This is a genomic window from Collinsella sp. AM31-2AC (assembly GCF_003469285.1).
GTDB classification, from domain to species: Bacteria; Actinomycetota; Coriobacteriia; order Coriobacteriales; family Coriobacteriaceae; genus Collinsella; species Collinsella aerofaciens_AT.
In genome coordinates this window covers 144,872-168,240 of sequence record NZ_QSJB01000002.1, presented here as the reverse complement: position 1 = coordinate 168,240, position 23,369 = coordinate 144,872, and the positions used below count along the sequence as shown (strand labels likewise).

The following is a 23,369-nucleotide window of genomic DNA, read 5'->3' as shown; positions in this document are numbered from 1 at the left end:
TTGCAGCGACGGACCTCGGGACGCTCTTACACCACGTCTGCGCGCGCCACCCGACTCCAAGAGGTCGTGGACAAAAAGTGGCAAATATGAGTACTGTTACCATTTTAGTAGCAGGCAAAACCACCCAAAATGACGTCCGAGCAACCCCTACAACCCCCTAAAGCAGCCAACCTGACTTGTTTAAGGTGTATTGGAGCCAATTTTAATGAACATACTATAGGTTATGTTCATTATCTTCTTGGCCGTAAATGTCATCAGTCTAGCAACAGTACTCATATTTGGCATTTTTTGCCCATCGTTATATAACTGACCCCCTGTAGCGGGCAAAAAAGAGGCCGCAGCCCATGGCCGCGGCCCGCTCGAAACCCAAAAGAGGCGCTACGCGCTGTAGCCCATCGCTTGCAGCACAAACATGACGACCGTCAGCACCGTAATCACGCCGATAGTCGCCCACGTGAGCACGTTCCACACGCGACCGTTGCGGTTGGCCCCCATAATGTGGCGATCCGCCGCGATAACCACCTGGAATACCAAAACTACGGGCAGCAGCACGCCGTTGATGACCTGCGAGGTCATCATAATCTGGAACAAATCGACGCCGGGCATGAGCACCAACACGGCAGAAATGCCGATGATGGCCGTAATGATGCCGCGATAGACCGGGGCCTCGTCCCAGCTGCGATCGGCGCCTCGTTCCCAACCAAATGCCTCGCAGATGGCACTCGACGTAACGCCCGGCAGCACGCAGGCAGCCAAAAAGCTCGCTGCGACCAGGCCCGAGGCAAACAACACCGTGGACCACTGGCCCGCGATGGGCTCCAGCGCGCGGGCGGCATCGGCGGCATCGCTAATCTGAATACCCGCCGGGAACAGCACCGTACCGGTCGTGATGATAATGAAGCCCGCAATGATATCAGCAGCAATCGAGCCGCTCACGGTATCAATACGCTGCAGCACGATGTCGTCCTCGCCCGCATTCTTATCGACCACGTTGTTCTGAGCCAAGAAGATCATCCACGGTGCGATGGTGGTACCGATCGTTGCGACCACGAGCGACACGTAGCTGGGGTCGTTTTGAATATTGGGGACGACCAAGTCGACCGCGACCTCGCCCCAGTTGGGGCCGGCCATAAACGCGGCGACGATGTAGGTCACGAACACGCAGCTTACCAGCAGCAAAATCTTCTCGATGCGCTGGAAACTGCCCGACATGGTAAGCATCCACACCAGCAGCGCCACGAGCGGCACCGAAATGCTCGCCGGCACGCCAAACAGGGCAAGTCCGCTCGCGATACCCGCAAACTCCGAAATGGTCACGGCCGTGTTGGCGATCAACAGCGCCGCCATGGCCAGCACGCTCTTGCGCACGCCAAAGCGCTCGCGAATGAGCGACGCCAGGCCCTTACCCGTGACGCATCCGCAGCGCGCCGCGGTCTCCTGCGTCACGATGAGCAGCACGGTCATGACGGGAAGCATCCAGAGCATCTTGTAACCATAGCTGGCGCCCGCGCTGGAATACGTGGCGATGCCGCCGGCGTCATTACCCGAAAGCGCCGCCAACAGACCGGGGCCCATAGCGCCAAAGATGGCGGCGATGGTCAGCTTTTGCTTGGCGCTCGCCTTTTGCTTCGTGTTTTGCACGCGACCACCTATCCCATGACCGACATGGTGAGCAGCACCGCGGCGATGCAGTACGCCACACACGAGATCATGACGGCAATAACGTTCATGGCGGTACCCGACGTGTTAAGGTCGTGCTCGTCGCGCCAGAACAGCACCATCAGGTAAATCACGGCGCTCATGTTGCCCACCAGGCAGATGATGGCGGCAATGTTAAAGCAGCCGGTAAAGAGCTGCTCCTCAAACATAGAGGCATCGGGGAACGCAGCGGTGCGCACCAGCTGCGCGCACAGGTAAGTAACAAGCGAAAGGATCAGACCCATGCCCGTGCTCTGGAAGAAGAATCCCAGGTACGGTTTGGGCTCGTCGTCGTGACCGTCGTACTCGAGGAAGTAGTTCTTGACGAACGACACCATGCGCGAGGCAGCCAGCAGCACGAGCGGCATGGCGCACATGGGGAACACCACCAGATGCGCGGAGCCCAGCGCCGTCCCCAGCACCGTCGCCATAATGCACGAGGCGATGCCCCACACGACAACCCAGTACTGACGATGCACGAACCAGCTGAGCACGTTCGTCGAGTCGTCCGACGCGCTATCGCCCGAGCCGACACCGGCGATCTGCAGGTCCTCCTGATGCTCCTCGGCGATAACGTCCATGGCGTCGTCGAAGGTCACGATACCCAGGATATGACGGTTCTCGTCGCAGACGGGGATGGCAACCAGGTCGTACTTGGTCATCTCGTCCGTCACGTCTTCCTGGTCCTCGTCGGGCGACACGTAGACCAGATCGCGATAGGCGAGCTGGCCCAGCGTGGCGTCGCGGTCGGCCACGATCAGCGTGCGCAGCGAAAGCACGCCCGTCAGCATACCGCTCGGATCCTCGGTATAGACGTAATAGACACTCTCAAAGTCCTCGTCGAGTTTGCGAATCGCCTCGATGGCATCGCCGACCGTCGCTGTGGCGGGCAGCGAGACAAACTCCGAGGTCATGATGCGGCCGGCGGTGTTGTCCTCGTAGCCCAGCAGATTACGAATCGCCTTCTCCTCCTTGACGCCCATCAGGCGCAGGAGCTTCTCGGCCTTCTCATAATCGAGCTCGTCGATCAGGTCGGCAGCGTCGTCCGGGTCCATCATGGCCAGCATCGACGATGCGTCCGTGTCGGACAGGCCCTCGAGCATCTCGGTCATGAGTTCGTCGTCATCGAACTCCGAGATGGCCTCGGCGGCCTGTGCCGTATCGAGCTGGGCGAACACCTGCGCGCGCAGGCGCGGATCGAGCTGCTCGATGATGTCAGCGATGTCGGCAGGATGCAGCTCGCCAAGCGTCTTGTGCGACACCGAGAGCTGGATGTTCTTAGTCGAGCGATCGAGCAGGTCCATGTAAGACCAGGCGATAATGTCCTCGCTGAGCGGCTTGCCCAAGTGCTTCATAAAGCCCTCGACGACGTGCTCGAGCGCGGGGCTGATTGCACGCAGCAGACCGCGGGCGCCGACCTCAGCACCCAGCAGGCGCAACTGATTTTCGCCCGACATGGAGAACTTGATGTCGTTGACGCGCACGACTTTCATGCCCTGCGTGTCTACAATCTGTTTGTTGAGCACGTCGCGAGCCAGCAACAGCTCGGTCGGCTGCAAGTACGAAAAACGGATTTCGGTGGCCGGCGACTTAAGATGAACGCCCGTCTCGTCGATACGGTCGACCCATTTGCGCCAACTGATCATAAACGGCGTCTTGCCGGGTCCGCGGAACGCGAGCGACGTCACGTGCGGAAAAACTTCGCCGGTAGCAATACCAAAATCGTTGACCACGCCGAGCTTTTCGCCGTCGACGTCCAAGACCGGCAATTTGAGCATCTCACTCAGATAATTCACTGGTGCTCCCCATCATTATTCCTGCGGACCGCGTGGCCATGCCGGCACGCAATCCGTGGACTTTTAGACATGTATACGCATGCGCGGGCGGCACGCCGCTCGACGCTCACACCCCGTGCACGCGCAGAAAGCACCTGCATGGGGTCATCGACTGTATGGTCGAGGTTTGGATTTCACCTGTAACCTTTCTCTTGACCCTCATTAACCGCAGTAACTATAGCATCAGCATCGCGCTGCGGCACCGAATTTATGCGCTGCACATTGCAGGCATACCAAACACTGACGTATCCGCGACATAGTCATTGGGGACGTTCTTACATGATTAGTCCGTGGTGTCGTCGTCCTCGGGGAGTTGGGGAAACACGGCGTTTTTGGGCATGGAAACCTTGGTGAGCGAGGTGAGTTTTTTGCTCAATGCCGTGTCCGTCTTGACCAGGTCGCTGAGCGTCACGATCTTGTAGCCGTCGGCGACAAGGCCATCGATAATCTGCGGCAGTGCCTCGAGCGTCTGCTCGGCGCACTCATCGCTATCGGTGAGCAGCACGATATTGCCCGGCGTCACCGAATCGAGCACGGTCGATACTTGCTCGTCAGCGCCGTTGAGCAGCCAGTCGCCCGAATCGATATTCCACGAAACCACGGCGGACACCAGGTCCATCGAGTCGATCCAGTTTTGCTCGTCAAACGCGGCGTAGGGGGCACGCAGCAACATCGTCTCGACGCCGGTCGCCGACTTAATCGCCTCGGTGCCCTTCGCGATCTGCTTGCGCACCGTCTCGCGATCCTCGCCCTTGAGCGAATCATCGCTGTAGCTGTTGGAGCCGATCTCGCACCCGGCATCGACAATCGCTTTGGCAGTAGCGGGCGAGGCTTCCGCGGCATCGCCCGACAGGAAGAACGTCGCCGTGACGCCCTTTTCCTTGAGCACCTGCAAGATCTGCTTGGTCGCGCCGCTCGGACCCTCGTCAAATGTCAGGGCCACGTACTTTTCGTTGCCCTTGGGCGCTACGCTTGCGCACTCGACTACGCAGTCGGTGGCGGGCACGACCTCGCCGCGGTCCTGCGTCTTGCCCGACTGCTCGCCGACCCATACCTCGGAGCGGCCCTGAACGCCCCAGGTTTTGACATACTCAATGGCACCCGTGCCCTCGACCTTAAGCTTTGGCTCGATAGTCGTGGCCTGGACCTCGTGCTTTTCGTACACGTTGCGGCCGTCCTTGACCGCCACCTTCTCGCCGCCCTCAAGTTCGCGGCTTTTCCACTTACCCTGTTTAATGCGCTTGCCGTCCACCTTAACCGACAGCTTTTCGCCGCCATGGCGGGTCAGCACGCTGTCATCGACGGCCAGTAGGTCGCCTGCGTCGTAGGTGTCAGTCAACTCCTGGTCGTCTATGAGATTCTGCAGCGTAGAGCCCACGCGCACCGCGGTCTTCTGGCCGTTGAGTTCCACGTCCACGCTGCGGTTGACGTAGCCCACGACGGCAGCGATAAACAACACGAGTGCGCAACCCACGGCGATGAGCGCATAGGGCAGGCGAGACGAACGACGGGGCGTACGGCTGTTGCCGATGCGCGCGCTGCGATCGCTAAAGCCGCGGCTATGGTTGAGGTACATCGCGCCGGGCTTACGGTGACGCTTGCGCTGACCGCTGGGCAGCTGCCCAAGATCGCGGCGCGCCGTCGGACGCGTACCCGAACGCCCGTTTAAGTTGGATCCGTTTTGGCGCATATGCCCTCCCCCATAAACACAGCAAGCCGGAGCAACAGGTCTCCGGCTTGCCTCCCATCATTTGGTACGTCGCTATTTTGTAGCTTTTGACGAGCCTCCGCTCGCCTTTTGGTATTCGTCCTTAAAGGCCTTGAACATGCCGCGCGTCTTGCCGAGCTGCTTGCCCAGTGCGCGACTGCCCTTGTCCACGGCAACCGACCCCTTGTCGTCGAGCACCTTGGCGCCCTTTTTGACCTTATCGCCCACCACGACGCTGGCCTCGGCGGCCTTGGCAGCCGCACCGCCCGAATACCCGAGCGACTTGACCTCGTCCGAGACGACCATCGCGCCGTTCTCGTAGCCGCGCAGCATCGTCGGTGGCACCTGCGTGTCACCAACCAAAACACTCGAAGCAGCACCGGCGGTCACATAGAATGCCTGCACGATGCCCGAGCGTGGCTTAAACTCAACGTCCGAGCAATAGCCCACGACATCGCCCGATTCCGTGCGCACGTCCATACCAACCCAGATGATGCAATCGTCCAGGTTGATGTCGAGGCGCTTGGCGGCGGCAGCATCGTACGTGTCCTTGACGTCATCGACCGCAATGGCGCCCTCGTAGACACCAATGGCGTCGAGCGCTACGAATCGGTCGGGGCGCTCGATCATGCCCGCGATATCGGACTGGCGGACCATAAAGCCGACCACGCGCGTACCGCCCGGGGTAAAGACCGGAAAGTGAATCTTTCCGAGCTTTTTAGGGCTGCGCGGCGTGCCGTCCTTTTTGGTGCGCTTGTCCTCGGTAGGCTTGCGATAAATCTTGGCGCCGACAAAATCCCCGGCGCGCATTATGCCTCGGTCGAGGGCTCCGCAGCCTCGGTATCAGCCTCGACGGCGTTCTCGACCACGACGTCGGCGGCAGGCGTCACGTTGCCGCCCGAAATGGCGTCGTTGAGCTGCTCGCGCAGCTGGTCCATGCGCTCGCGGGCAAGGTCGACCTTGGCGCGCAGGTCGTCGGTCTTGGCGTCGACCATCGGGCCAAAGTCATTCACCGCAGCACGGGCCTCCTCGGCGCTGTGCTCGTAGGTGTCGCGCATATTGTCCCAAGCGTCGTTGGCGATATCGGCAGCCATGGCGCGGGTCTCGGCGCCCGAGCGCGGGGCCAGAGCAACACCGACAATAGCGCCGGCAGCGGCACCAAAAAGTGCGCCGGAGACAAAGCTGAAAGTCTTACCCATGATCATTCCTCTCCTGCGGGCACGTCGGTGCCCACCGTTTGAATGCTGTCCATTATACCCGCAGCGCATCACTTGCCGCTCCGCTCATCTGCGTACGGCAAAGGCGCAGGTACGTGATGGTGATAAACGCGTAGGCCTACTCCTGAGGCATAGCCACCGTGGCACCCGGGTCCTCGCCGGCACCGTCCACGAGCGGCAGGCCGCCCTCATGCGCAGGTCCTGCCGGAACCGTCGCCGCACCGCCAAAGACGGCAGCGGAGGCCTCGTGGTTCTCGGCAACCGCGCCCTCGGTATCAATCGCCACCTGGGGCTCGTCGTCAAAGTTGGGGACGCCCTGGGGCTCGGTGGGAACGGGCTCGGCGGTCGCATCGGCAACGGGCTCGGCGTCGACCGGCACATCGCCCTCGTCAGCGCCCTCGTCCTCGGCAGCATCTTCGCCGTTCGCAGCAGCGACGGCCTCGTGAGGATCCTTGCCCTCGGCCTCGGCGCGCATGCCTAGCACCAGGTTGCGCAGGCCCGCGACCGTACCGTCCACATCGGGAGCCGGCTGGTCGGCGTGCAGATAGGCCCAGTCCATCATAAAGGTGGCCGAAGACAGCGCACCGATGGCCAGCGCGTCGTCGGGACACGAAAGCTCAACCTCAAAGACACGCTCATCGTGCTCGCTTACGCGCGTGCGGCCGCACGAGATGCTACCGGCAAGACCGGTCTCGTTCATGAGCTCGACCGTCACGTGCTCCAGCAGATGGCAGAGCTCGGTCTGACCCATGCAGTCCTGGAACTCGCGGCCGGAATCGCCCAGGCACAGATGCTTGGCAATCGCCGGCACCAGGTAGTACACGCGCGCCGTGGCCTCGATGTCCTCCGAGGTCATCAGCGGCATGCCGGGGTTCACCAGCACATGCGCGCAGATCTTGTCCTCGCTGACGGTGACCTTAAGGATGTTGAACAGGCCTGCCATAACTCTCCCCTACTCTTCCTTGTCCTACTCGTCGCCGTCATGCGGATTCGCGGAACCCGCACCCGGCGTCGTCGGCTCGTCTGCCGAAGACTCGGAATCCTTCTTATCGGTTTCGGCCGGAGCGATCACGCGAATGAGCGAGATGCGCTGGCCACGCATCGACTGCACTTTAAACTTGTACCCCGCGACCTCAAACACCTCTCCGATGTCGGGCACCGAGTCGCAAAGCTCCAAAATCCAGCCGGCGATGGTCTCATAATCATCGCTTTCCTCGAGCGGCCAACCAAGCTCAATCGCGTCATCGCACGAAAAACGCCCATCAACGAGCCACTCGCGGCGCGAAAGGCGCGTGAGATACTTGTTGTCGGGGTCGAACTCGTCCTCGATCTCGCCGACGATCTCCTCGACGATGTCCTCGATGGTGATGATGCCGGCCGTGCCGCCGTACTCGTCCACGACCACCACGATCTGGTCGTGCGAGGTCTGCATCTCGGACAGCAGCGGCAGGATGTCCTTGGTGTCGGGCACAAAGGTGGCGTCGCGCAAAAAGCCGGCGATGGGCTGGTCGCCCTTGCCATCGAGCGCGGGCTGGATCAGGTCTTTGATGTGCGCGATGCCCGCGACGTTGTCGGGGTCCTCGTGATAGACGGGGATGCGGCTGAAGCCGGTCTGGCGCATGGTGGACAACACGTCGGCGACCGTCTCGTCGTCCTCGCACATGGTGGTGTCCACGCGCGGCACCATGACCTCGCGGGCAACGGTGTCGCCCAGGTCAAAGATCTCGTGGATCATACGCTTTTCCTCGTCGAGCAGGTCGTCCTGCTCCGAGACCATGTACTTGATCTCTTCTTCCGAGACATTCTGACGGTCGTCGGCACTCTTGATGCGCAGGATGCGGGCCAGGCCATCGGAGCAAGCGCCAGTCAGCCACACGAGCGGACGGGCGATCTTTTGGAAAAACGACAACGGTCCCACGACCTGCTTGGACACGCCCTCGGCATTGGCCAGGCCGATGCGCTTGGGGACGAGCTCGCCGATCACGATGGATACGAAGGCGACCGCGACGGTGATGATGACCGGCGCCAGGCCGCGCGCGATGGCGGAGAGCGGCGCGATGCCAAAGCTCATGAGCCACGTGGCAAGCGGGTCGGACAGGCTCGTCGAGGCGACGGCGGACGAGGCGAAGCCCACGAGCGTGATGGCGACCTGGATGGTGGCGAGCAGCTGGTCGGAGTCGGCGGCCAGCTTAATGGCACGCTCGGCGCGCTTGTCGCCTTCCTCGGCCTCATGCTCCAGCACGGCGCGCTTGGCCGTGGTGAGCGCCATCTCGGACATAGAGAAGTAGCCGTTGATGAGGGTCAAAACGAGGGTAGTGATAAGGGAGATGGTTATGTCCATCGGGAGTTTCTCGAACCTCCAAGATTCGGGACGTCAGGTCAAAACGTTGATGACGGATACGGCAATTGCACCGGCGCCCAAACGAGGACGCGGGCGCGCGGGCGCGGTCGCTAGATTACGAAGAGAATCACCGCCATGAACTGGAAGATGCTGCCGGCGAGCACCCACAAGTGGAAAACACTGTGCAGATAGCGCACGTTTTTGGCGATATAGAACGGCACGCCCACGGTGTAGCACACGCCGCCGACGGCGAGCAGGGCAAGCGCCACGGGGTTCAGCAGCGCCACGAGTGCGGGCAGTTTAAAGACAACGAGCCAGCCCATCAGCAGATAGACCAGGCCGCTTACCCAGTGCGGCTGGCGCTCGCGCATAAAGCACTCGAGGGCAATGCCGATAATGGCGATGGCCCATACGGCGAAGAACAGCGCAGCGCCGCCGTCGTTTGCGAGCGTGATGAGGCAAAACGGCGTATAGCTGCCGGCTATGAGCAGGTAGATGCAGCTGTGGTCGATGATGCGGAACACGCGCTTGGCGCGCGCGGGTTGAATCGCATGGTAGAGCGTGGAGGCTAGGTACTCGAGGATGATGCTGACGCCATAGACAATTGCCGCGGCCATGTGGGCCGGGCCACCGCCGCGCAGTGCAGCGAATACGATCAGGAGCACCAGACCCGCGATACCCAGCAAGCAGCCGACACCATGGGTGACGGAGTTCATGATCTCCTCGCCCACCGTGTAGTGCGGAACGGCCGCGATCTTGGGTCGCGGCTTGGAACTGTCGCTCGAATCGGACATGCCGGTTACATCCTCCAATGTAAAGAGTTCTCAACACTATATCAAAGCGTCTGGTTACGTGCGAAATTTGCACCATACGTGACCCTTTGTTTACCCATTCTTTGCTTGTTGACGCATCAACGGCGAACATCCATAATGCGCTTGTTTTAAATGTTGATGTATTAACATCTTATAGGAGAATACCGCATGGCTCAAAACGAACATTCCCATCGAAAGCTCAAGATAGCCGGCATCGTTGCACTGGTGGTTGTCATTGTGCTGCTCGGATTTGCCGGCAACTTTCTGTTTGACTTCGCGCTGAATCCCCGCGCGCCATACACCATGAAGATGATGCAGGACGGCAAGGACGACAAAGAAAGTGAGCAGCCGGATGCCGAGGGAACCGAGGCGCGGGCATGGTTTAAAGAGAACCGCGAGAGCAGCAGCCTCACCGCAGATGACGGAACCGAGCTCTCCGCTTGGTATTTTGCCGCCCCAGAGAGCACGCACAATTACGCTATCTGCCTACACGGATACACCGATGAGCCCATCGGTATGGCCCGATACGCCAAACGATTCCATGACCGCGGCATGAACGTGCTCGCGCCTGCCGCCCGTGCCCACGAGCGCTCCGGCGGCGACTATATCGGCATGGGCTGGCCCGAGCGGCTCGATGTCGTTGCATGGATTGGGCGGATCGTTCAGGCTGACCCCGAGGCGCGCATCCTGGTCTTTGGCGAGTCGATGGGTGCGGCAACCGCCATGGACGTCGCGGGGGAATCTTTGCCGTCCAACGTGAAATGCATTATCGAGGACTGTGGTTATACGAGTGTTTGGGACGAGTTTTCTCTGCAGCTCAAGGACGTGTTCGGCCTGCCCAGCTTTCCCTTGCTCGATGTAGCAAACTTGGTGTGCAACGTGCGCGCGGGCTACGACTTTCATAAGGCGAGCAGTGTGGAGCAACTCAAACACGCGACGGTTCCCATGCTATTTATCCACGGCGACCAAGACACCTTTGTACCGTACAGCATGCTCGACCAAAACTACGAGGCGTGCGCCAGCAAGGTCAAGCAAAAGCTCACTATCCACGGCGCCACCCATGCCAAGAGCGCGCAAGTCGACCCCGAACTCTACTGGAACACGGTCGACAGCTTCCTCGACGAGAATTTTTAGGCAAATAGTACGGTTTACTTGTCTATCTGACCCCCTGTTTTCGGAAGTGCGGGGAAATCGCACGAAGCCCGACCAGACCACAGTTTTACCAACAATTTATCAGGGGTTTTGTTGTCAAAAAACGGTTTGTGGTCGGCGGTATTCGATTTTTCACCGCACTTCCGAAAAGCCGCCCGTGGGCACTGTGCTCGCGGGCGGCTTTTACTAACGTTGCACTACAAAAGCGCTTGATATGTCCAATAGTTAGGTGCTACTTGACCTCGATGAGCTCGTACTTGCTCGTGCCCAGGCCGATCTTCTCGGCATGCGCGATGCACGCGCGCCAGTCGGTGTCGGGATGCGTGATGCAGAAGGGATCCTTGGCCTGCTCGCCCTCCAGATGCTCGTGATTATGCTCCATCTTGGCCGCGCTGTCGGTAAGCTCGGTGTTAGGCAGCGGCTCGGATGCCAGGACGGCGTCGGCGCAGGCCTGGTCGATGGCGACCGGGTCGAAGCTCGCGAACATGCCGATGTCGTTGACGATGGGCGTGTCATTCTCGGGATGGCAGTCGCAGTTGGGGCTGATGTCCATGGCGAGCGAGATGTGGAAGCTCGGGCGGCCGTCGACGATGGCCTTGGTGTACTCGGCGATCTTGTAGTTGAGTACGTCGGCCGCGGCATCATAGTCGGGCTTGATGCAGTCCTGGTTGCACGCCGCAATGCAGCGTCCGCAGCCCACGCAGCGATCGTGGTCGATGGCAGCCACGCGAACCGTGCGGGTGCTGCCGTTGGCAAGCTCGCGCTCGCGCGTGTCGTCAAACGTGATGGCGTTGTGCGCACAGATCTTTTCGCAGGCACGGCAACCTACGCAGTTGGTGGTATCGACGCTCGGCTTGCCGGCGGCATGTTGTTCCATCTTGCCAGCACGACTGCCGCCGCCCATGCCCAGGTTCTTCATGGCGCCGCCAAAGCCGGCCTGCTCATGGCCCTTAAAGTGGGTGAGGCTAATCACGATGTCGGCGTCCATGAGCGCCTGACCGATCTTTGCCTCGCGCACGTACTCACCGCCCTCGACCGGGACGAGCGCCTCGTCGGTACCCTTGAGGCCGTCGGCGATGATGATCTGGCAGCCCGTGGCATACGGGGTAAAGCCGTTCTGGTAGGCGGTATCGATGTGCTCGAGCGCGTTTTTGCGGCTGCCCACATAGAGCGTGTTGCAGTCGGTGAGGAAGGGCTTGCCGCCCAGCTCCTTCACGACGTCTGCGACGGCGCGGGCGTAGTTGGGGCGCAAAAAGCTCAGGTTGCCCAGCTCGCCAAAGTGAATCTTAATGGCGACGAACTTGTTCTCGAAGTCGATCTGCTCGATACCGGCGCGGCGAATGAGGCGCTTAAGCTTGTCGAGTTGGCTCTCGCGAGCATGAGTGCGCAGGTTGGTGAAGTACACCTTTGCTGGTGCGACGGGTGCAGTTGCGGTCATAGATATTTCCCCTCGGTCTATATGGCGTTACAGACATAGAGGATGGTACCCGTTGAAGTAGGGTCGAAGTCAAGCGCAACGCCGAGTCGTTAGGCACTCATTGGGGACAGACTTAAATGAGTGCTTGCCGCCCGGCCGGCGAGCCGGCGATCCGGCAAAGACTGTCCCCAACGACTAGTCGTTTAAGAACGTCCCCAATGACTACTCCTGCACCTTGAGGGCTTCGGCCAGGCTGACGCGCTTGATAGAGCGCGTGTGTAGCAGCGCCACGACCAGGTAGGTCGCAAAGCCAATGCCGACGCATGCAGCCATGGACCAAGCGGGCACGTAGATCTCGATATTGCCGTTGTAGGCGAGCAGCATCGAGCGGAAGATGGCCGTGAGCGAGCCAATAATGACCGGCAGGCTCAGCACGAGCGATGCCGCCACGCACAGCGTAATCGAGTGGATGTACAGATGCGAGATCTCGCCATCGCGATAGCCAAAGACCTTCATATAGCTGATCGAGCGGGCGCTATGGTCGATAACGGCCTTGGTTAGCAGGTACATAAACAGCAGGAAGATAAACACCGCGAGCCCGACCATCATGCCGATCATTTTGCTCATCATGCCGATGAACTGGTCACCCACGGCGCGCATGTCGTCGGGCGTGGTGTCGCCGGCAAAGTAGCGCGCGTCGAGGTCGAGCTTCTCGTCGCTCACATAGCCGTTAAAGTAGGCGGCGTCGTTGTCGAACAGCTCGTTAAAGTCGTCGATACTCATATAGATATTCATGTCCGACTTGGAGCCCCAGGCACAATCCTTGCCCGCATACTCAAGGGAATAATGCTCGCCCTCGTACTTGTCGCTGAGCGTGACCTTCTGGCCCTCGCTCCAGCCAAACTTATCGAGCAGACCGCCGCCAAAGACGACGCGCCCATCGCCGACGTTGAGGTCCTTCCAGTAGCGCGAGTCTGCCGAGATGCCGTAGACAGAAATCGTCTCCTCGCCATTACCATCGCCACGGTCGTATTGCAGCTGGTAAACGGCATATTTCTCGGCCTGCGCGATTGCGTCCGCGCCGCTGTCGGTCGTATTGACCGGGTGGATATCGTCGTTGTCAGTGTCGATCTTAGAGGCCTTGTCGATCAGATCGATGGCCTCATCGCGGTTGCAGCCGAGGGCATCGGCAAGATCGTCAAGGCGCGCATAGAGCGCATCCTTCTTGTCCTGGACGTTTGCAAGCGCGTCCTGCGCTCCGGCCAGGCTCTCGGCAGACGGAGAGTTGGTCGCGGCATCGGCTGCCGCCTGCGCCGCATCGGCCGCGTCGTCAAGCTCGTCATCGGCATCTTGGGCGGCAGAAAGCAGCGCGCCGTCAACCGACTGCAAGCGCTCGAGTGCCGACCACTGCTCGCGCTCCTCGGCAGTGCCCTCGAGCTCCAGCGGCGCCTTGAGCGTGTACTGGTGCTCGGCGACCAGGCTCGTCTCGAGGTTGTCCGCGTAGTGCGTCATCGTGGGCAGAATCGCCAGGCCAAAGAGCAGCAGCAGCGAGGCAAACGCAATGCCCACGAAGAGCGTGGCGAAGTTGCCCAGGTTGCGCAGGAAGACGCGCAGGCGGAAGCGCGAGACAAAGCCCATGCGTTCCGGCAGCTGCAGACCGCGCTTGGTACCCGACTTACCGCTCGCCTCGTGGCGAAGGAACTGCAGCGGCGTCTTGCCCATCTTGCGAAGCAGGCCCACCAGCGTGATGAGGATGAGCGCGGCGGCAGGAACCACGGCGCACTTCACAAAGATCTCCCAGCTCCAGTACACCTGGAAGGGCGGCAGGCTGTACGAGCCGTAGTAGAGACCGCGCATGGGCTCGGTAAAGAACGCAACGCCGAGTGCGGTGCCCAAAAGTGCCGCGAGCACGCCCACGATGGCGGGAAGTGCCAGGTAATGCAGCACGATCTCGCGACGGCGATAGCCGCTGGCGAGCAGCGTGCCGATGATGGCGCTCTCCTCCTCGATGGTGGCGTCGGTGAGCACCACAAAGACAAACGCCATGATCACGATGATGATGTCGAGCAACGTCATCCACATCATGGAGTCGCCGTCCACGTCGTCGCGCGCATAGCCAATGCCCTGGTTGGAATCGGCATCGATCAGATCGTCCACGCGCGCATCGGCATCGGTCAGCGCCTCGACCATATCCTGCTCCGCATCGATGCGATCCGCGGTGGGGAGGTCGCGATCGGTAAAAGCAAAGGAGTAAGTGTAGGCAGGTGCACCACCGGCATCCTCGAGCGCGGCAAAGCCGGCGTCGGTGACCTCGGCCACACCATAGGTGATGGTGTTCACCGTAAAGTCCGAATTGTTGAGGAACAGCGCCTGGCTATCGGGCTGGGTCATGATGCCGCAGATGGTGTAGGTGCGGCCCTCAAGCTCAACCTTATCGCCCACGACAAGGTCGTTGTTGGTGGCAAAAACGCGGTCGATAGCCACCTCATCGTCCGTCTTGGGCTGCTTGCCTTCGCAGTAGGACGCGATATCGACCTTGGTGCGGTGCGCATAGGTGCGCAACGTGCGCTTGGTGCCGTCGTCGCCGGCGGTCTTTTTGATGATGGCGTCGATGAAGAAATTCTTGTAGAGCGTGACGCCGCCGACGTCGTCGGCTGCATCCTCGGCTGCCTTGAGCTGGTCGTCGGTAGCCTCGAAGGAGGTAGTCACGCGGCCGTCCTCAATCGTGTACGCATCGCGCATGTCGTCGATAAGGCAACCGATGGAATGCGCCGCGAGCAAAAAGCCCGAGGTGAGAGCGATGCCCCCGCACATAAGCAAAAAGATGCCCAGGTACTTGCCGATATTGCGGCGCAGCTCGCGCGGGAGTCGCTTTGCGAGAGGTGTCATGGCATCGCCTACCAATCGAGCTCGGCGGCCGCAACGGGCGACTCGTTGAGCTCATCCTCGACGATGCGGCCGTCGCGCAGGCGCAGCACGCGGTTGGCCATGCGGGCGATGGCGGCGTTGTGGGTGACGATGATGATGGTGCAGCCGTAGGTGCGGTTAACATCCTCCATGAGCTGCAAGATTTCCTTGGATGTCTTGTAGTCAAGCGCGCCGGTGGGCTCGTCGCACAGCAGCAGGCCCGGGTTTTTGACGAGTGCGCGGCCGATGGCGCAACGCTGCTGTTGGCCGCCCGAGACCTGGCGCGGGAACTTGTTGCGGTGCTCGTAGAGGCCCAGCGAACGCAGCAGGTCGTCGACATTGAGCGGGTTTTTGGACAGGTGCGCCGTGACCTCGATGTTCTCCTTGATGGTGAGATCGGGCACCAGGTTGTAGAACTGGAAGACAAAACCCAGCTCACGGCGGCGATACTCGCCCAGATCGGTAGGTTTGAGCACCGTGAGGTCGCAGCCGTCCACCATGATGGAGCCACCGTCGGCATCCTCCAGGCCGCCGATCAGGTTGAGAAAGGTCGACTTGCCCGAGCCCGAGGGCCCCAGCATGACGCAGATCTCGCCGCGGTTGATGGACGTGTCGATGCCATCGAGTACCGTCAGGCGCGCATCACCGTCGCCGTAGTGTTTCCTGAGCCCGCTGACCTGGACATACGCTTGCTTTGTCGCCATGCTATCCCCCGTTGTTAGCCTTCAGCTACTTTTCTAGGGTAATAGTAAACCCAGGCGAACTATTTTTAAGCGACAGGCGCAATTTTTTCCAAACCAGTCATTGGGTACTCATTGGGGACAGACTTAAATGACTGAAACCACTCATTTAAGTCTGTCCCCAATGAGTGGTCGTCGTTTAAGAACGTCCCCAATGACTAGGTGGAAAGGAGTGTCCCCATCTGCCGGCAGAAAAGGAACGTCCCCAAGTGACGGGTTCCCAAGTGACGGGTTGTGGCTAGGCGTGGGATTTGTTGTGGGCGAGGGCTAGGCCTACGGCGGCGATGGCGGCGGCGAAGAGCACCGTGACGCCCAGGTCGCAGGCGATGTCGCCCAGCACGGCAGACGTCAGGTCCGAAGCGAGCGCCTTGCCGATCGCGTCGTTCACCCAATACGTCGGCACAAAGTGCGCCACCGTCTGCACGGCCGAGCCCATGAGCGACAGCGGCATCCAGGCGCCGCCCAAAAACGTCATGAGCATGCCGAGCAGGTTGCCCACACCGTTGAGCAGCTCCTCGCGCGCGCCCAGGCTCGACAGCGTAAAGCCAACGGCCAGCGGCGTGCACGCCAGGGCAAACGTTGCCGCCAGCGCCAGGCACACGCGACCCACGCCGACCTCGGCAACCGCGCTGGCAAAGCCCACGACGCCCATCATGCTCGACACGAGCCAGATGCAGACGGTGAGCACGGCGGCGGCCGCGAACACAGCGAGCGAACGCTGGCGCTCAGAGACCGGGCTGGCATCCATGCGGCGCACGCGCTCGGGCTCGTTCATGCCCGAGAACACCAGTCCCACCGACACGATGACCGACGAGATGATCGCGTACGCGCCAAAGTTGAAGTACGACTCGAGCGTGGTAGCAGCAGTCGAGTCGACCTTGACCTGCTCGATCTGGACCTCCGCGCGCTTTGCGGCCGCGTGCTCGGCGGCCCTTGCGACGTCGCCGTTGGAGGCAGCGGGCTCTAGTGCGGCCGCAGCGCCCGCGAGCGAGATCCACCGCGAGGCCTCGGCAGACGAAAGCGCCGCCGCCATGGTGCCGGCACCGTAGGTCACATCGAGCTTGGGCAGGGACTCCCCCGCGCGGGCGGCTGCAACAAGATCGTCCTCAAACCCCTCCGGGATAAAGAACACGCAGTCGGCGCTGCCTTTGGCGCTGTTGCTCTTGGAGAGCGCGTCAGCAAGGTCGTATGTGTCGTCGCCGACGCCCGTGACCAGGTCAAAGCGTGAGCCCAGGTGCTTGGTAAGCGCCCGCGAAAGGTCGCTATTGTCGCGGTCGACCACGATCACGTTGGTGTCGTAGGGCTTGTACTCGGTAAGCTGCGACGAGTTCCAGCTCACCGAAGCCGCGATGAATACGCCCATGAGCGAGATGAACACCGTATAGATGAGCAGGTAGAACGGGTGCGCCAGCGCCATGCGAAGCGCGGTCTTAAAGGTGCTCATAGCGGCTCCTTCCAAAGATCAGCGTAGCGGCGGCGACAAACACCAGGGCCATCAGGACGAGCGCGCCGGCGCGAACAGCGAAGGGCCCCAGGTCCTCAAAGAAATACAGGCGATTGAACATGTCGCAGATGAGCTTGACGGGGTTGAGCCAGCACTCGACCGGACAAGCGCGGGCGACGTCGTCGGCAAGCGCCATCGCCGGCTCGCCGTAGAGGCCGGCGAACAGGGCGCACGTGGTGGCAAAGCCCGTGAGGATGCCCGACTTGGATGCCTTGCCGCCCTTAACGGGAAGCGTGCCCACAAAAAGCCCCAGGCCCGTGGCGGCAAGCGCGGATGCAGCCCCGCCCAGCAGGCACAACCCCTCGCGCCCGCCAAAGTCAACGCCCACGACCAGGCGCACGTAGCCGATCGCAACCGCCATCGATGCAAAGGAAACCAGCCACGAGCCGACAAAAATGCCGGCCAGCGACGCCGTCTTGGAAAGACCGCCCACGCAGCGGCGCGCGCCGAGGCCGGACAGATTGGGCTGCAAATCGACGACGCTCAAGGCGGCAAACTCGGCAGACATCATCGCGACCAGGCCAAAAAGCGCGTAATAGTAGATGACCGTGCCATCGGGCGTGGCACGAGTCAGGCTCACGCGGCGGGTTCCGCCCTCGAGCGACAGGGCGCGCGCAACCGCCGCCGGATCGGCGAGCGCCGCCGGGTTGTCCTGGGCAATCTGGGACATGAGCTCGGCATTTTGCGTATACGAGCTTGCCACCGTTTCAAGGATGCTGCGGTCGGTAAGCACCGACGAGGCGCGCGAGCTGTCGTAACTCGATAGCAGCGTGAGCCTGGGCGTGCCCGCGGCATCAACCGTATAGATGCCCGCGACCTCGCCGGCCTTGAGCGCTTTGCGCGCGGCAGCCAAGTCTTCGTACTCGCTCACATCGAGCAGCTGGTCGTCGCCTGCCTTGGCAAGCGAAGCTGCCACATCCTTAAAGGTCGAGGCATCCCAGGCCTCGTCCGCCACGACGGCAACCGGCACCGGGTCGACCGTGCCGTCGGAGCTGAGGTTCGCAAACATAAACATGAACATCGTGGAAAGCGCGATAGGAAAGAGAGCGCCCCAGACCCACGTGCTCGGCCGGCGCAGCAGCGTCTTGACCGTGGTGATGATGGTGTTGAACATGGCCGCCCCCTAGTCGCGCAGCTCGCGGCCGGTGATCTCGAGGAACACGTCGTTGAGGGTCGGCGGTTCGGAATAGATGCGGCCGAGCGGCACGTCATGCGAGCGCAGCGCATCGAGAATGTCCGTCAGGTTGTGCGGGCTCGCTTCGCACGAAAACGTGAGCTGTCCCGCCGTTGCCGAAAGGTCCAGAACGTGCGGCAGGCTTGCGACGGCACCGAGCGCCGCACTCGGAACCTCGCCGACCTCGATTACAATCTTCTCGCCCATCTGAATCATGCGCTTGAGCTCGTCGTTAGTGCCCTGCGCCAGCACGCGGCCGCCGTCCATGATCATGATGCGGCTGCAGATCTGCTCGACTTCCTCCATGTAATGGCTGGTATACACCACCGTGGCGCCCTCGTCGCGCAGGCGGCAGATGCCCTCCAGGATGGCGTTGCGGCTTTGCGGGTCGACCGCCACCGTGGGTTCGTCAAAAAAGATGAGCTCGGGCTTGTGCGCGATGCCGCAGGCAATGTTGAGACGACGCGCCAGGCCGCCCGAGAGCTTGCCAGGGCGGAACTTGGTAAAGTCGCCCAGGCCGACAAAGTCGATCGCCTCGTCCACCAGCGCGCGGCGGCGCTTGCGGTCGTTGACGTAGAGACTGCAGAAATAGTCGATGTTCTCGCGCACGGTGAGCTCGTCGAACACCGCCACCTGCTGCGGCACCACACCGATGCGGCGCTTGAGATCGTAGCGGGCGGGCGTCATGCGCTCGCCGAACAGCTCGATGGTGCCCTTGTCGTAGGCGAGCAGCTGCAGGATGCAGTTGATGGACGTGGTCTTGCCCGAGCCGTTGGGGCCCAGCAGGCCAAAGATCTCGCCGGGGGCGATACTCAGGTTAAAGTGGTCGAGCGCAATAAGGTCGTCGTAGCGCTTAACGAGGTTTTCGACGTGGACGATGTCTGTCATGAGGCGGCCCTTCTGTTGCTTGTGGCCCGGTATGATTGCATCATCGCAGGAGCTGACGGCGCGCACCAGTGAGCTTTGTCACGAGTGCGGGGCGGTCGCGTAGCCTGCTGACGCGACCGCCCCGCCGCGTGGGAGGAATGTCACGCTTGCTTTGAGTGGCGCCTCCCCCGTGCGCGGCATCGCGTACAATACCCGTATGAACAGGCTATTCGACAAATCGATCGTGCTGGCGTGCTGCATCGCAGCCGCCACGGGCCTTGCTGTGGATGCTCGCCTGGTCGCGGCGTTTTGCCTTGGCGTTGTCATCGCCGCGCTGGCCGAGGTCGCGCAGGGAGAACGCGCCCGTCGCGCCAGCGAGGCCGGCAGCTACGCCTACGTCATCGCGGCTGTCTTCGTGCCGCCGTTTGTGCCGTTCGCACCTCTCGCCCTCTATGACATCGCGCGACGCGTGCGCCGTGAACGCATCTGGCCCGCGCTGGCAATTGGCTCCGTGTTTGCCTGCGCACTTGCCACGGACCTTCGCTGCGGCGCGCTCACCACCCGAACGCTGTTGCTAACCGCCATCCTTTCGGTCGCCGCCACGTTGCTGTCGCTGCGCACCGCGCAGCTGGAGCGCGAACAGGAACGCATGCGTCGCACCCGCGACAAGCTGCAAGAACGCGCCCTGGCACTCGAGGCACGCAACCGCGACCTCGCCGACCGCCAGGACTACGAAGTCGAGCTCGCGACGCTCGCCGAACGCGCCCGCATCGCGCGCGAGATCCACGATAACGTGGGCCACCAGCTCACGCGCGCTTCGCTTCAAACCGAAGCCCTGCGCGTGGTCCATGCCAACGAGCCCGGCGTTGCCGCCGATTTCGCCGACGTCAAATACACCGTTGACGAGGCGCTCCGGCTCGTGCGCGCCAGCGTCCACGCGCTCAACGACAACGCCGTCGACCTTTCCGTGCAGCTCGAACGCATTGTTGAAGGCGCGCGCTCGGACGGCGGTCCGCGGATTGAGCTTGAAGTTATGACCGAACATGCGCCCGCAAACGTCGCGAACTGCTTTGCGGCGGTCCTGCGCGAGGCGCTCTCCAACACCATGCGCCACGCTTGCGCCCATGCTGTCACTGTACGTTGCATGGAGCATCCGTCGTTTTACCAGCTCATCGTTACCGACGATGGCGCGGGCGGGGTTCAAGCAAGCGGCCACGGCGCCGCGGAGGGCATGGGGCTCGTCTCCATGCGCGAGCGCGTCGAGGCGCTTGGCGGAACCTTCACCGCCGGCCTGCGCGCCGGCGCCCCCGGCTGGCGCGTGTTTGCCACCGTCCCCAAACAGCAAGGAGATGACGCCCGATGAGGCTCATAGTTGTCGACGACGACCGCTTGGTAGTCGATTCGCTCAAGATTATCCTGGGCGCCCAGCCGCAGATCGAAGTGGTGGGCACCGGAGCCGACGGCAACGACGCGGTGGCACTCTACGCCGAGCACGCGCCCGATATCGCGCTGCTCGACATTCAGATGCCGGGGCGCGACGGGCTTTCGGCGGCGCGCGAAATCCTTGAGCACGACCCCGCGGCACGCGTGGTGTTTCTGACGACATTCTCGGATGACGAGTACATTGTATCGGCGCTCAAGCTGGGCGCCCGCGGTTACCTGATCAAGACCGATGTCGCCGCCATTCCGCCAGCGTTGGCGCAGGTCATGGATGGCAAACGCGTGCTCGAGGGCAAGGCGATCGAAGATGTTGACTTTGACGGGATGGGCGACAAGACGGGCACGCCCCGCCGGCCCGCAGCCTTTGCCAGCCTGACCGACCGCGAGTTCGAAGTCGCCGAGCTCATCGCCCGCGGCCTCGATAACAAGGAGATCGCTGCCACCGCCTATATGGGCGAAGGCACCGTGCGCAACCACATTAGCTCGATCCTAGCCAAAATGGGCCTGCGCAACCGCACGCAGATCGCCATCGCCTACCTGCGAGGGTAATTACCCAACAACCGACCACCCCGGCAAAGTAAAATGGCTGCCACCGATTTAATGCCATTTCAAAACTATGCCGGATTACTACGATGAATCGCCCGCCTTCGACCACGGCAAATTGCGCGCTTACAAAACCGCAGGTAGAACGCTTGCATTATTTAGAAAAATGCAGTCATGGTCGGGAATGTCGAATTCATCGTAGTAAACCGGCATAGTTTTGTTCGGGCGGCCCTGCACGAGTGCCTCCGCAAGCCTCGCGGGACCAAAATGATCCATTTTCCTCCACCCGCGGAAACCGGCTGACAGCGCCCGCCACGAAATCGGCCCATCTACTACGTTTGACTCAATATCCCCGACCATACCCGCTTTTCATGAAAAATCGCAGGCGTTCTACCTGCGGTTTTTATTTCGCATTACTTGCCATGGTTGAGGGTAGCGGCTTAAACGTAGTAGATGGGCCCATTTCATGGCAGACGGGTCATTTTCGGGCTGGACGGGTCGCGTGGCGGCCCGCACACGCGTTCACGCGCGGGGCCGGTGGGGCAATTTTGCCCCACCGGCCCCGTTTTCGCGCTATTCCGGCTTGGTTTCTACCGTGGGAGTCTTATCCGCCGCAACCGGAGTACGGGCGGCATCCATAGTCAGGCAGTGCTTGGGGCAGCTCTCGATGCACTCGCCGCACACCACGCAGGCATACGGGTCGATCGACCACGTTCCGCCCTTGCGATCGACCGCGAGCGCGCCCGCCGGGCAGCGGCGCGCGCACATGCCGCAACAAATACACACGTCCATGTCATTGACGATATGCCCGCGTAAGCGCTCGGGCGCCGTCAGCTCCTCCTGCGGGTAGCACACCGTTACCGGCTGCTTGACCATAGAGCCCAAGGCCGTCTTGGCAAATGTCAGTAAACTCATGCCGCGCCTACCTTTCCGTGCAGCTAATGCAGGGGTCGATGGTCAGGATAATCATGGGCACGTTGGCGATAAGCACGCCCTGCAGCGCATGCGTCAAACCCGCCAGGTTTTGCGACGTCGGCGTGCGCACGCGGAAACGGTCCAGATTCTTGGTGCCGTTGCCGCGCACATAGTAATACGCCTCGCCGCGCGGCTGCTCAATCACAACCTCGCCGCGCGCGCCGTCGGTCGGCGTAAGCTTGGTGCGCCCACCGATACCGTCGTGCGGAATCTTGTCCACAAGCTCCTTGATAATGTCCATGGCCTGCGTGACCTCGGCGCAACGCACCTGGCAGCGGGCATAGCAGTCGCCGTCGGTAGCGACAATCGGCTCAAACGCAGCCAGGTCCGCATAGGCGCCGTCGCCAAACATGCGCACGTCGTAATCCACGCCCGAGGCGCGCCCAAACGGACCGACCATCGACAGCCCCAGCGCGTCCTTCTTGCTGATCACGCCCACGCCATGCAAGCGCTCGCCGCAGCTGTCGTCATCCAAAAACGTATGCACCAGGGCCTCGTAATCGGGGCGCATGGCATCGAGCGTCTGGACAATGCCCGCCAGCTCGGAGTCCTCAATGTCGTGCTTAAGGCCGCCGATCTCGTTGATCGACAGAATCACGCGGCCGCCGCACGTGCTCTCGAAGATCTTGAGAATCTGCTCGCGCAGCGTCCACGAACGATAGAACAGCGCCTCGAAACCAAAGGCATCGGCGAGCAGGCCCAGCCACAGCAGGTGCGAGTGAATGCGCGAAAGCTCGTGCAGAATGGTGCGGATATACTGCACGCGGCCGGGCACCTCGATGTCGAGCATGCGCTCGCAGGCGCTGGCATAGCCGTAGCTGTGGCCCACGGCGCAGATGCCGCAGATGCGCTCGGCGATGTAGCCAAACTGGTGCATATCGCGCTTTTCGGTGAGCTTCTCGAGTCCGCGGTGCACAAAGCCGATCTGCGGAATTGCCTCGAGAACGCGGTCGTCCTCGATCACTAGGTCCAGATGAAGCGGCTCGGGCAGCACCGGGTGTTGCGGGCCAAACGGAATAACGGAGCGATGTGCCATGGA

At 61.6% G+C, this 23,369-nt stretch carries 19 protein-coding genes; 3 read left to right on the top strand and 16 right to left on the bottom strand.

Annotated features, from left to right (window positions below):
• Positions 1-378: 378 nt before the first annotated feature.
• From DW796_RS01705 to DW796_RS01670, 8 genes are all read right to left on the bottom strand, one after another.
• A complete protein-coding gene (locus tag DW796_RS01705) occupies positions 379-1,575 on the bottom strand; it encodes an Nramp family divalent metal transporter (protein ID WP_055252163.1) in 1,197 nt (398 codons plus the stop codon).
• Positions 1,576-1,649: 74 nt separating this feature from the next.
• Positions 1,650-3,494, bottom strand: a complete 1,845-nt coding sequence (locus tag DW796_RS01700; RefSeq protein ID WP_118094069.1) for a magnesium transporter — start codon at positions 3,492-3,494, stop codon at positions 1,650-1,652.
• A 322-nt stretch (positions 3,495-3,816) separates the two neighbouring features.
• Positions 3,817-5,223, bottom strand: coding sequence for a polysaccharide deacetylase family protein (locus tag DW796_RS01695; protein WP_233539633.1), 1,407 nt, complete (start codon positions 5,221-5,223; stop codon positions 3,817-3,819).
• A gap of 72 nt (positions 5,224-5,295) precedes the next feature.
• Positions 5,296-6,051: a hypothetical protein gene (locus DW796_RS01690; RefSeq protein ID WP_055252569.1), complete on the bottom strand. Its 756-nt coding sequence runs from the start codon at positions 6,049-6,051 to the stop codon at positions 5,296-5,298.
• A complete protein-coding gene (locus tag DW796_RS01685) occupies positions 6,051-6,440 on the bottom strand; it encodes a YtxH domain-containing protein (RefSeq protein WP_035136593.1) in 390 nt (129 codons plus the stop codon). Before DW796_RS01685 ends, DW796_RS01690 begins: the two co-directional genes overlap by 1 nt.
• 136 nt (positions 6,441-6,576) lie before the next feature.
• Entirely contained in the window at positions 6,577-7,401 is an 825-nt protein-coding gene (locus tag DW796_RS10585; protein ID WP_222847471.1) for a hypothetical protein, read from the bottom strand.
• Between the two features lie 24 nt (positions 7,402-7,425).
• Positions 7,426-8,799 carry a hemolysin family protein gene (locus DW796_RS01675; RefSeq protein ID WP_118094068.1) on the bottom strand — a complete coding sequence of 458 codons (1,374 nt, stop codon included), beginning with the start codon at positions 8,797-8,799 and terminating at the stop codon, positions 7,426-7,428.
• A 110-nt stretch (positions 8,800-8,909) separates the two neighbouring features.
• On the bottom strand, positions 8,910-9,593 hold the full coding sequence (locus DW796_RS01670) for a hemolysin III family protein (protein ID WP_187362347.1): 684 nt from the start codon (positions 9,591-9,593) through the stop codon (positions 8,910-8,912).
• A 186-nt stretch (positions 9,594-9,779) separates the two neighbouring features.
• Here DW796_RS01670 and DW796_RS01665 point away from each other — a divergent pair, with 186 nt between their 5' ends.
• Entirely contained in the window at positions 9,780-10,745 is a 966-nt protein-coding gene (locus DW796_RS01665) for an alpha/beta hydrolase (RefSeq protein ID WP_117797342.1), read from the top strand.
• Positions 10,746-10,995: 250 nt separating this feature from the next.
• Here DW796_RS01665 and DW796_RS01660 read toward each other — a convergent pair whose 3' ends face one another.
• From DW796_RS01660 to DW796_RS01635, 6 genes are all read right to left on the bottom strand, one after another.
• On the bottom strand, positions 10,996-12,201 hold the full coding sequence (locus DW796_RS01660) for a DUF362 domain-containing protein (protein ID WP_118094067.1): 1,206 nt from the start codon (positions 12,199-12,201) through the stop codon (positions 10,996-10,998).
• Positions 12,202-12,402: 201 nt separating this feature from the next.
• Positions 12,403-15,069, bottom strand: coding sequence for an ABC transporter permease (locus DW796_RS01655; protein WP_118094066.1), 2,667 nt, complete (start codon positions 15,067-15,069; stop codon positions 12,403-12,405).
• An 8-nt stretch (positions 15,070-15,077) separates the two neighbouring features.
• A complete protein-coding gene (locus DW796_RS01650) occupies positions 15,078-15,791 on the bottom strand; it encodes an ABC transporter ATP-binding protein (RefSeq protein ID WP_118094065.1) in 714 nt (237 codons plus the stop codon).
• A gap of 274 nt (positions 15,792-16,065) precedes the next feature.
• Complete coding sequence (locus tag DW796_RS01645) at positions 16,066-17,271, bottom strand: ABC transporter permease (RefSeq protein ID WP_118094064.1); 1,206 nt, start codon at positions 17,269-17,271, stop codon at positions 16,066-16,068.
• On the bottom strand, positions 17,258-18,445 hold the full coding sequence (locus DW796_RS01640) for an ABC transporter permease (protein ID WP_117583675.1): 1,188 nt from the start codon (positions 18,443-18,445) through the stop codon (positions 17,258-17,260). The genes DW796_RS01645 and DW796_RS01640 overlap by 14 nt, the downstream gene beginning before the upstream one ends.
• Before the next feature lie 9 nt (positions 18,446-18,454).
• Positions 18,455-19,393: an ABC transporter ATP-binding protein gene (locus DW796_RS01635; protein ID WP_055251488.1), complete on the bottom strand. Its 939-nt coding sequence runs from the start codon at positions 19,391-19,393 to the stop codon at positions 18,455-18,457.
• 196 nt (positions 19,394-19,589) lie between these two features.
• On the opposite strand from DW796_RS01635, the gene DW796_RS01630 reads away from it, so the two are divergent.
• Together DW796_RS01630 and DW796_RS01625 are read left to right on the top strand one after the other, a co-directional pair.
• A complete protein-coding gene (locus tag DW796_RS01630) occupies positions 19,590-20,735 on the top strand; it encodes a sensor histidine kinase (protein WP_147351002.1) in 1,146 nt (381 codons plus the stop codon).
• Positions 20,732-21,361 carry a response regulator transcription factor gene (locus DW796_RS01625; protein ID WP_117637167.1) on the top strand — a complete coding sequence of 210 codons (630 nt, stop codon included), beginning with the start codon at positions 20,732-20,734 and terminating at the stop codon, positions 21,359-21,361. Before DW796_RS01630 ends, DW796_RS01625 begins: the two co-directional genes overlap by 4 nt.
• A gap of 567 nt (positions 21,362-21,928) precedes the next feature.
• Here DW796_RS01625 and DW796_RS01615 read toward each other — a convergent pair.
• Together DW796_RS01615 and DW796_RS01610 are read right to left on the bottom strand one after the other, a co-directional pair.
• Entirely contained in the window at positions 21,929-22,270 is a 342-nt protein-coding gene (locus DW796_RS01615) for a 4Fe-4S dicluster domain-containing protein (RefSeq protein WP_118094062.1), read from the bottom strand.
• A gap of 7 nt (positions 22,271-22,277) precedes the next feature.
• A complete protein-coding gene (locus DW796_RS01610) occupies positions 22,278-23,366 on the bottom strand; it encodes a nickel-dependent hydrogenase large subunit (RefSeq protein ID WP_118094061.1) in 1,089 nt (362 codons plus the stop codon).
• Positions 23,367-23,369: the final 3 nt, after the last annotated feature.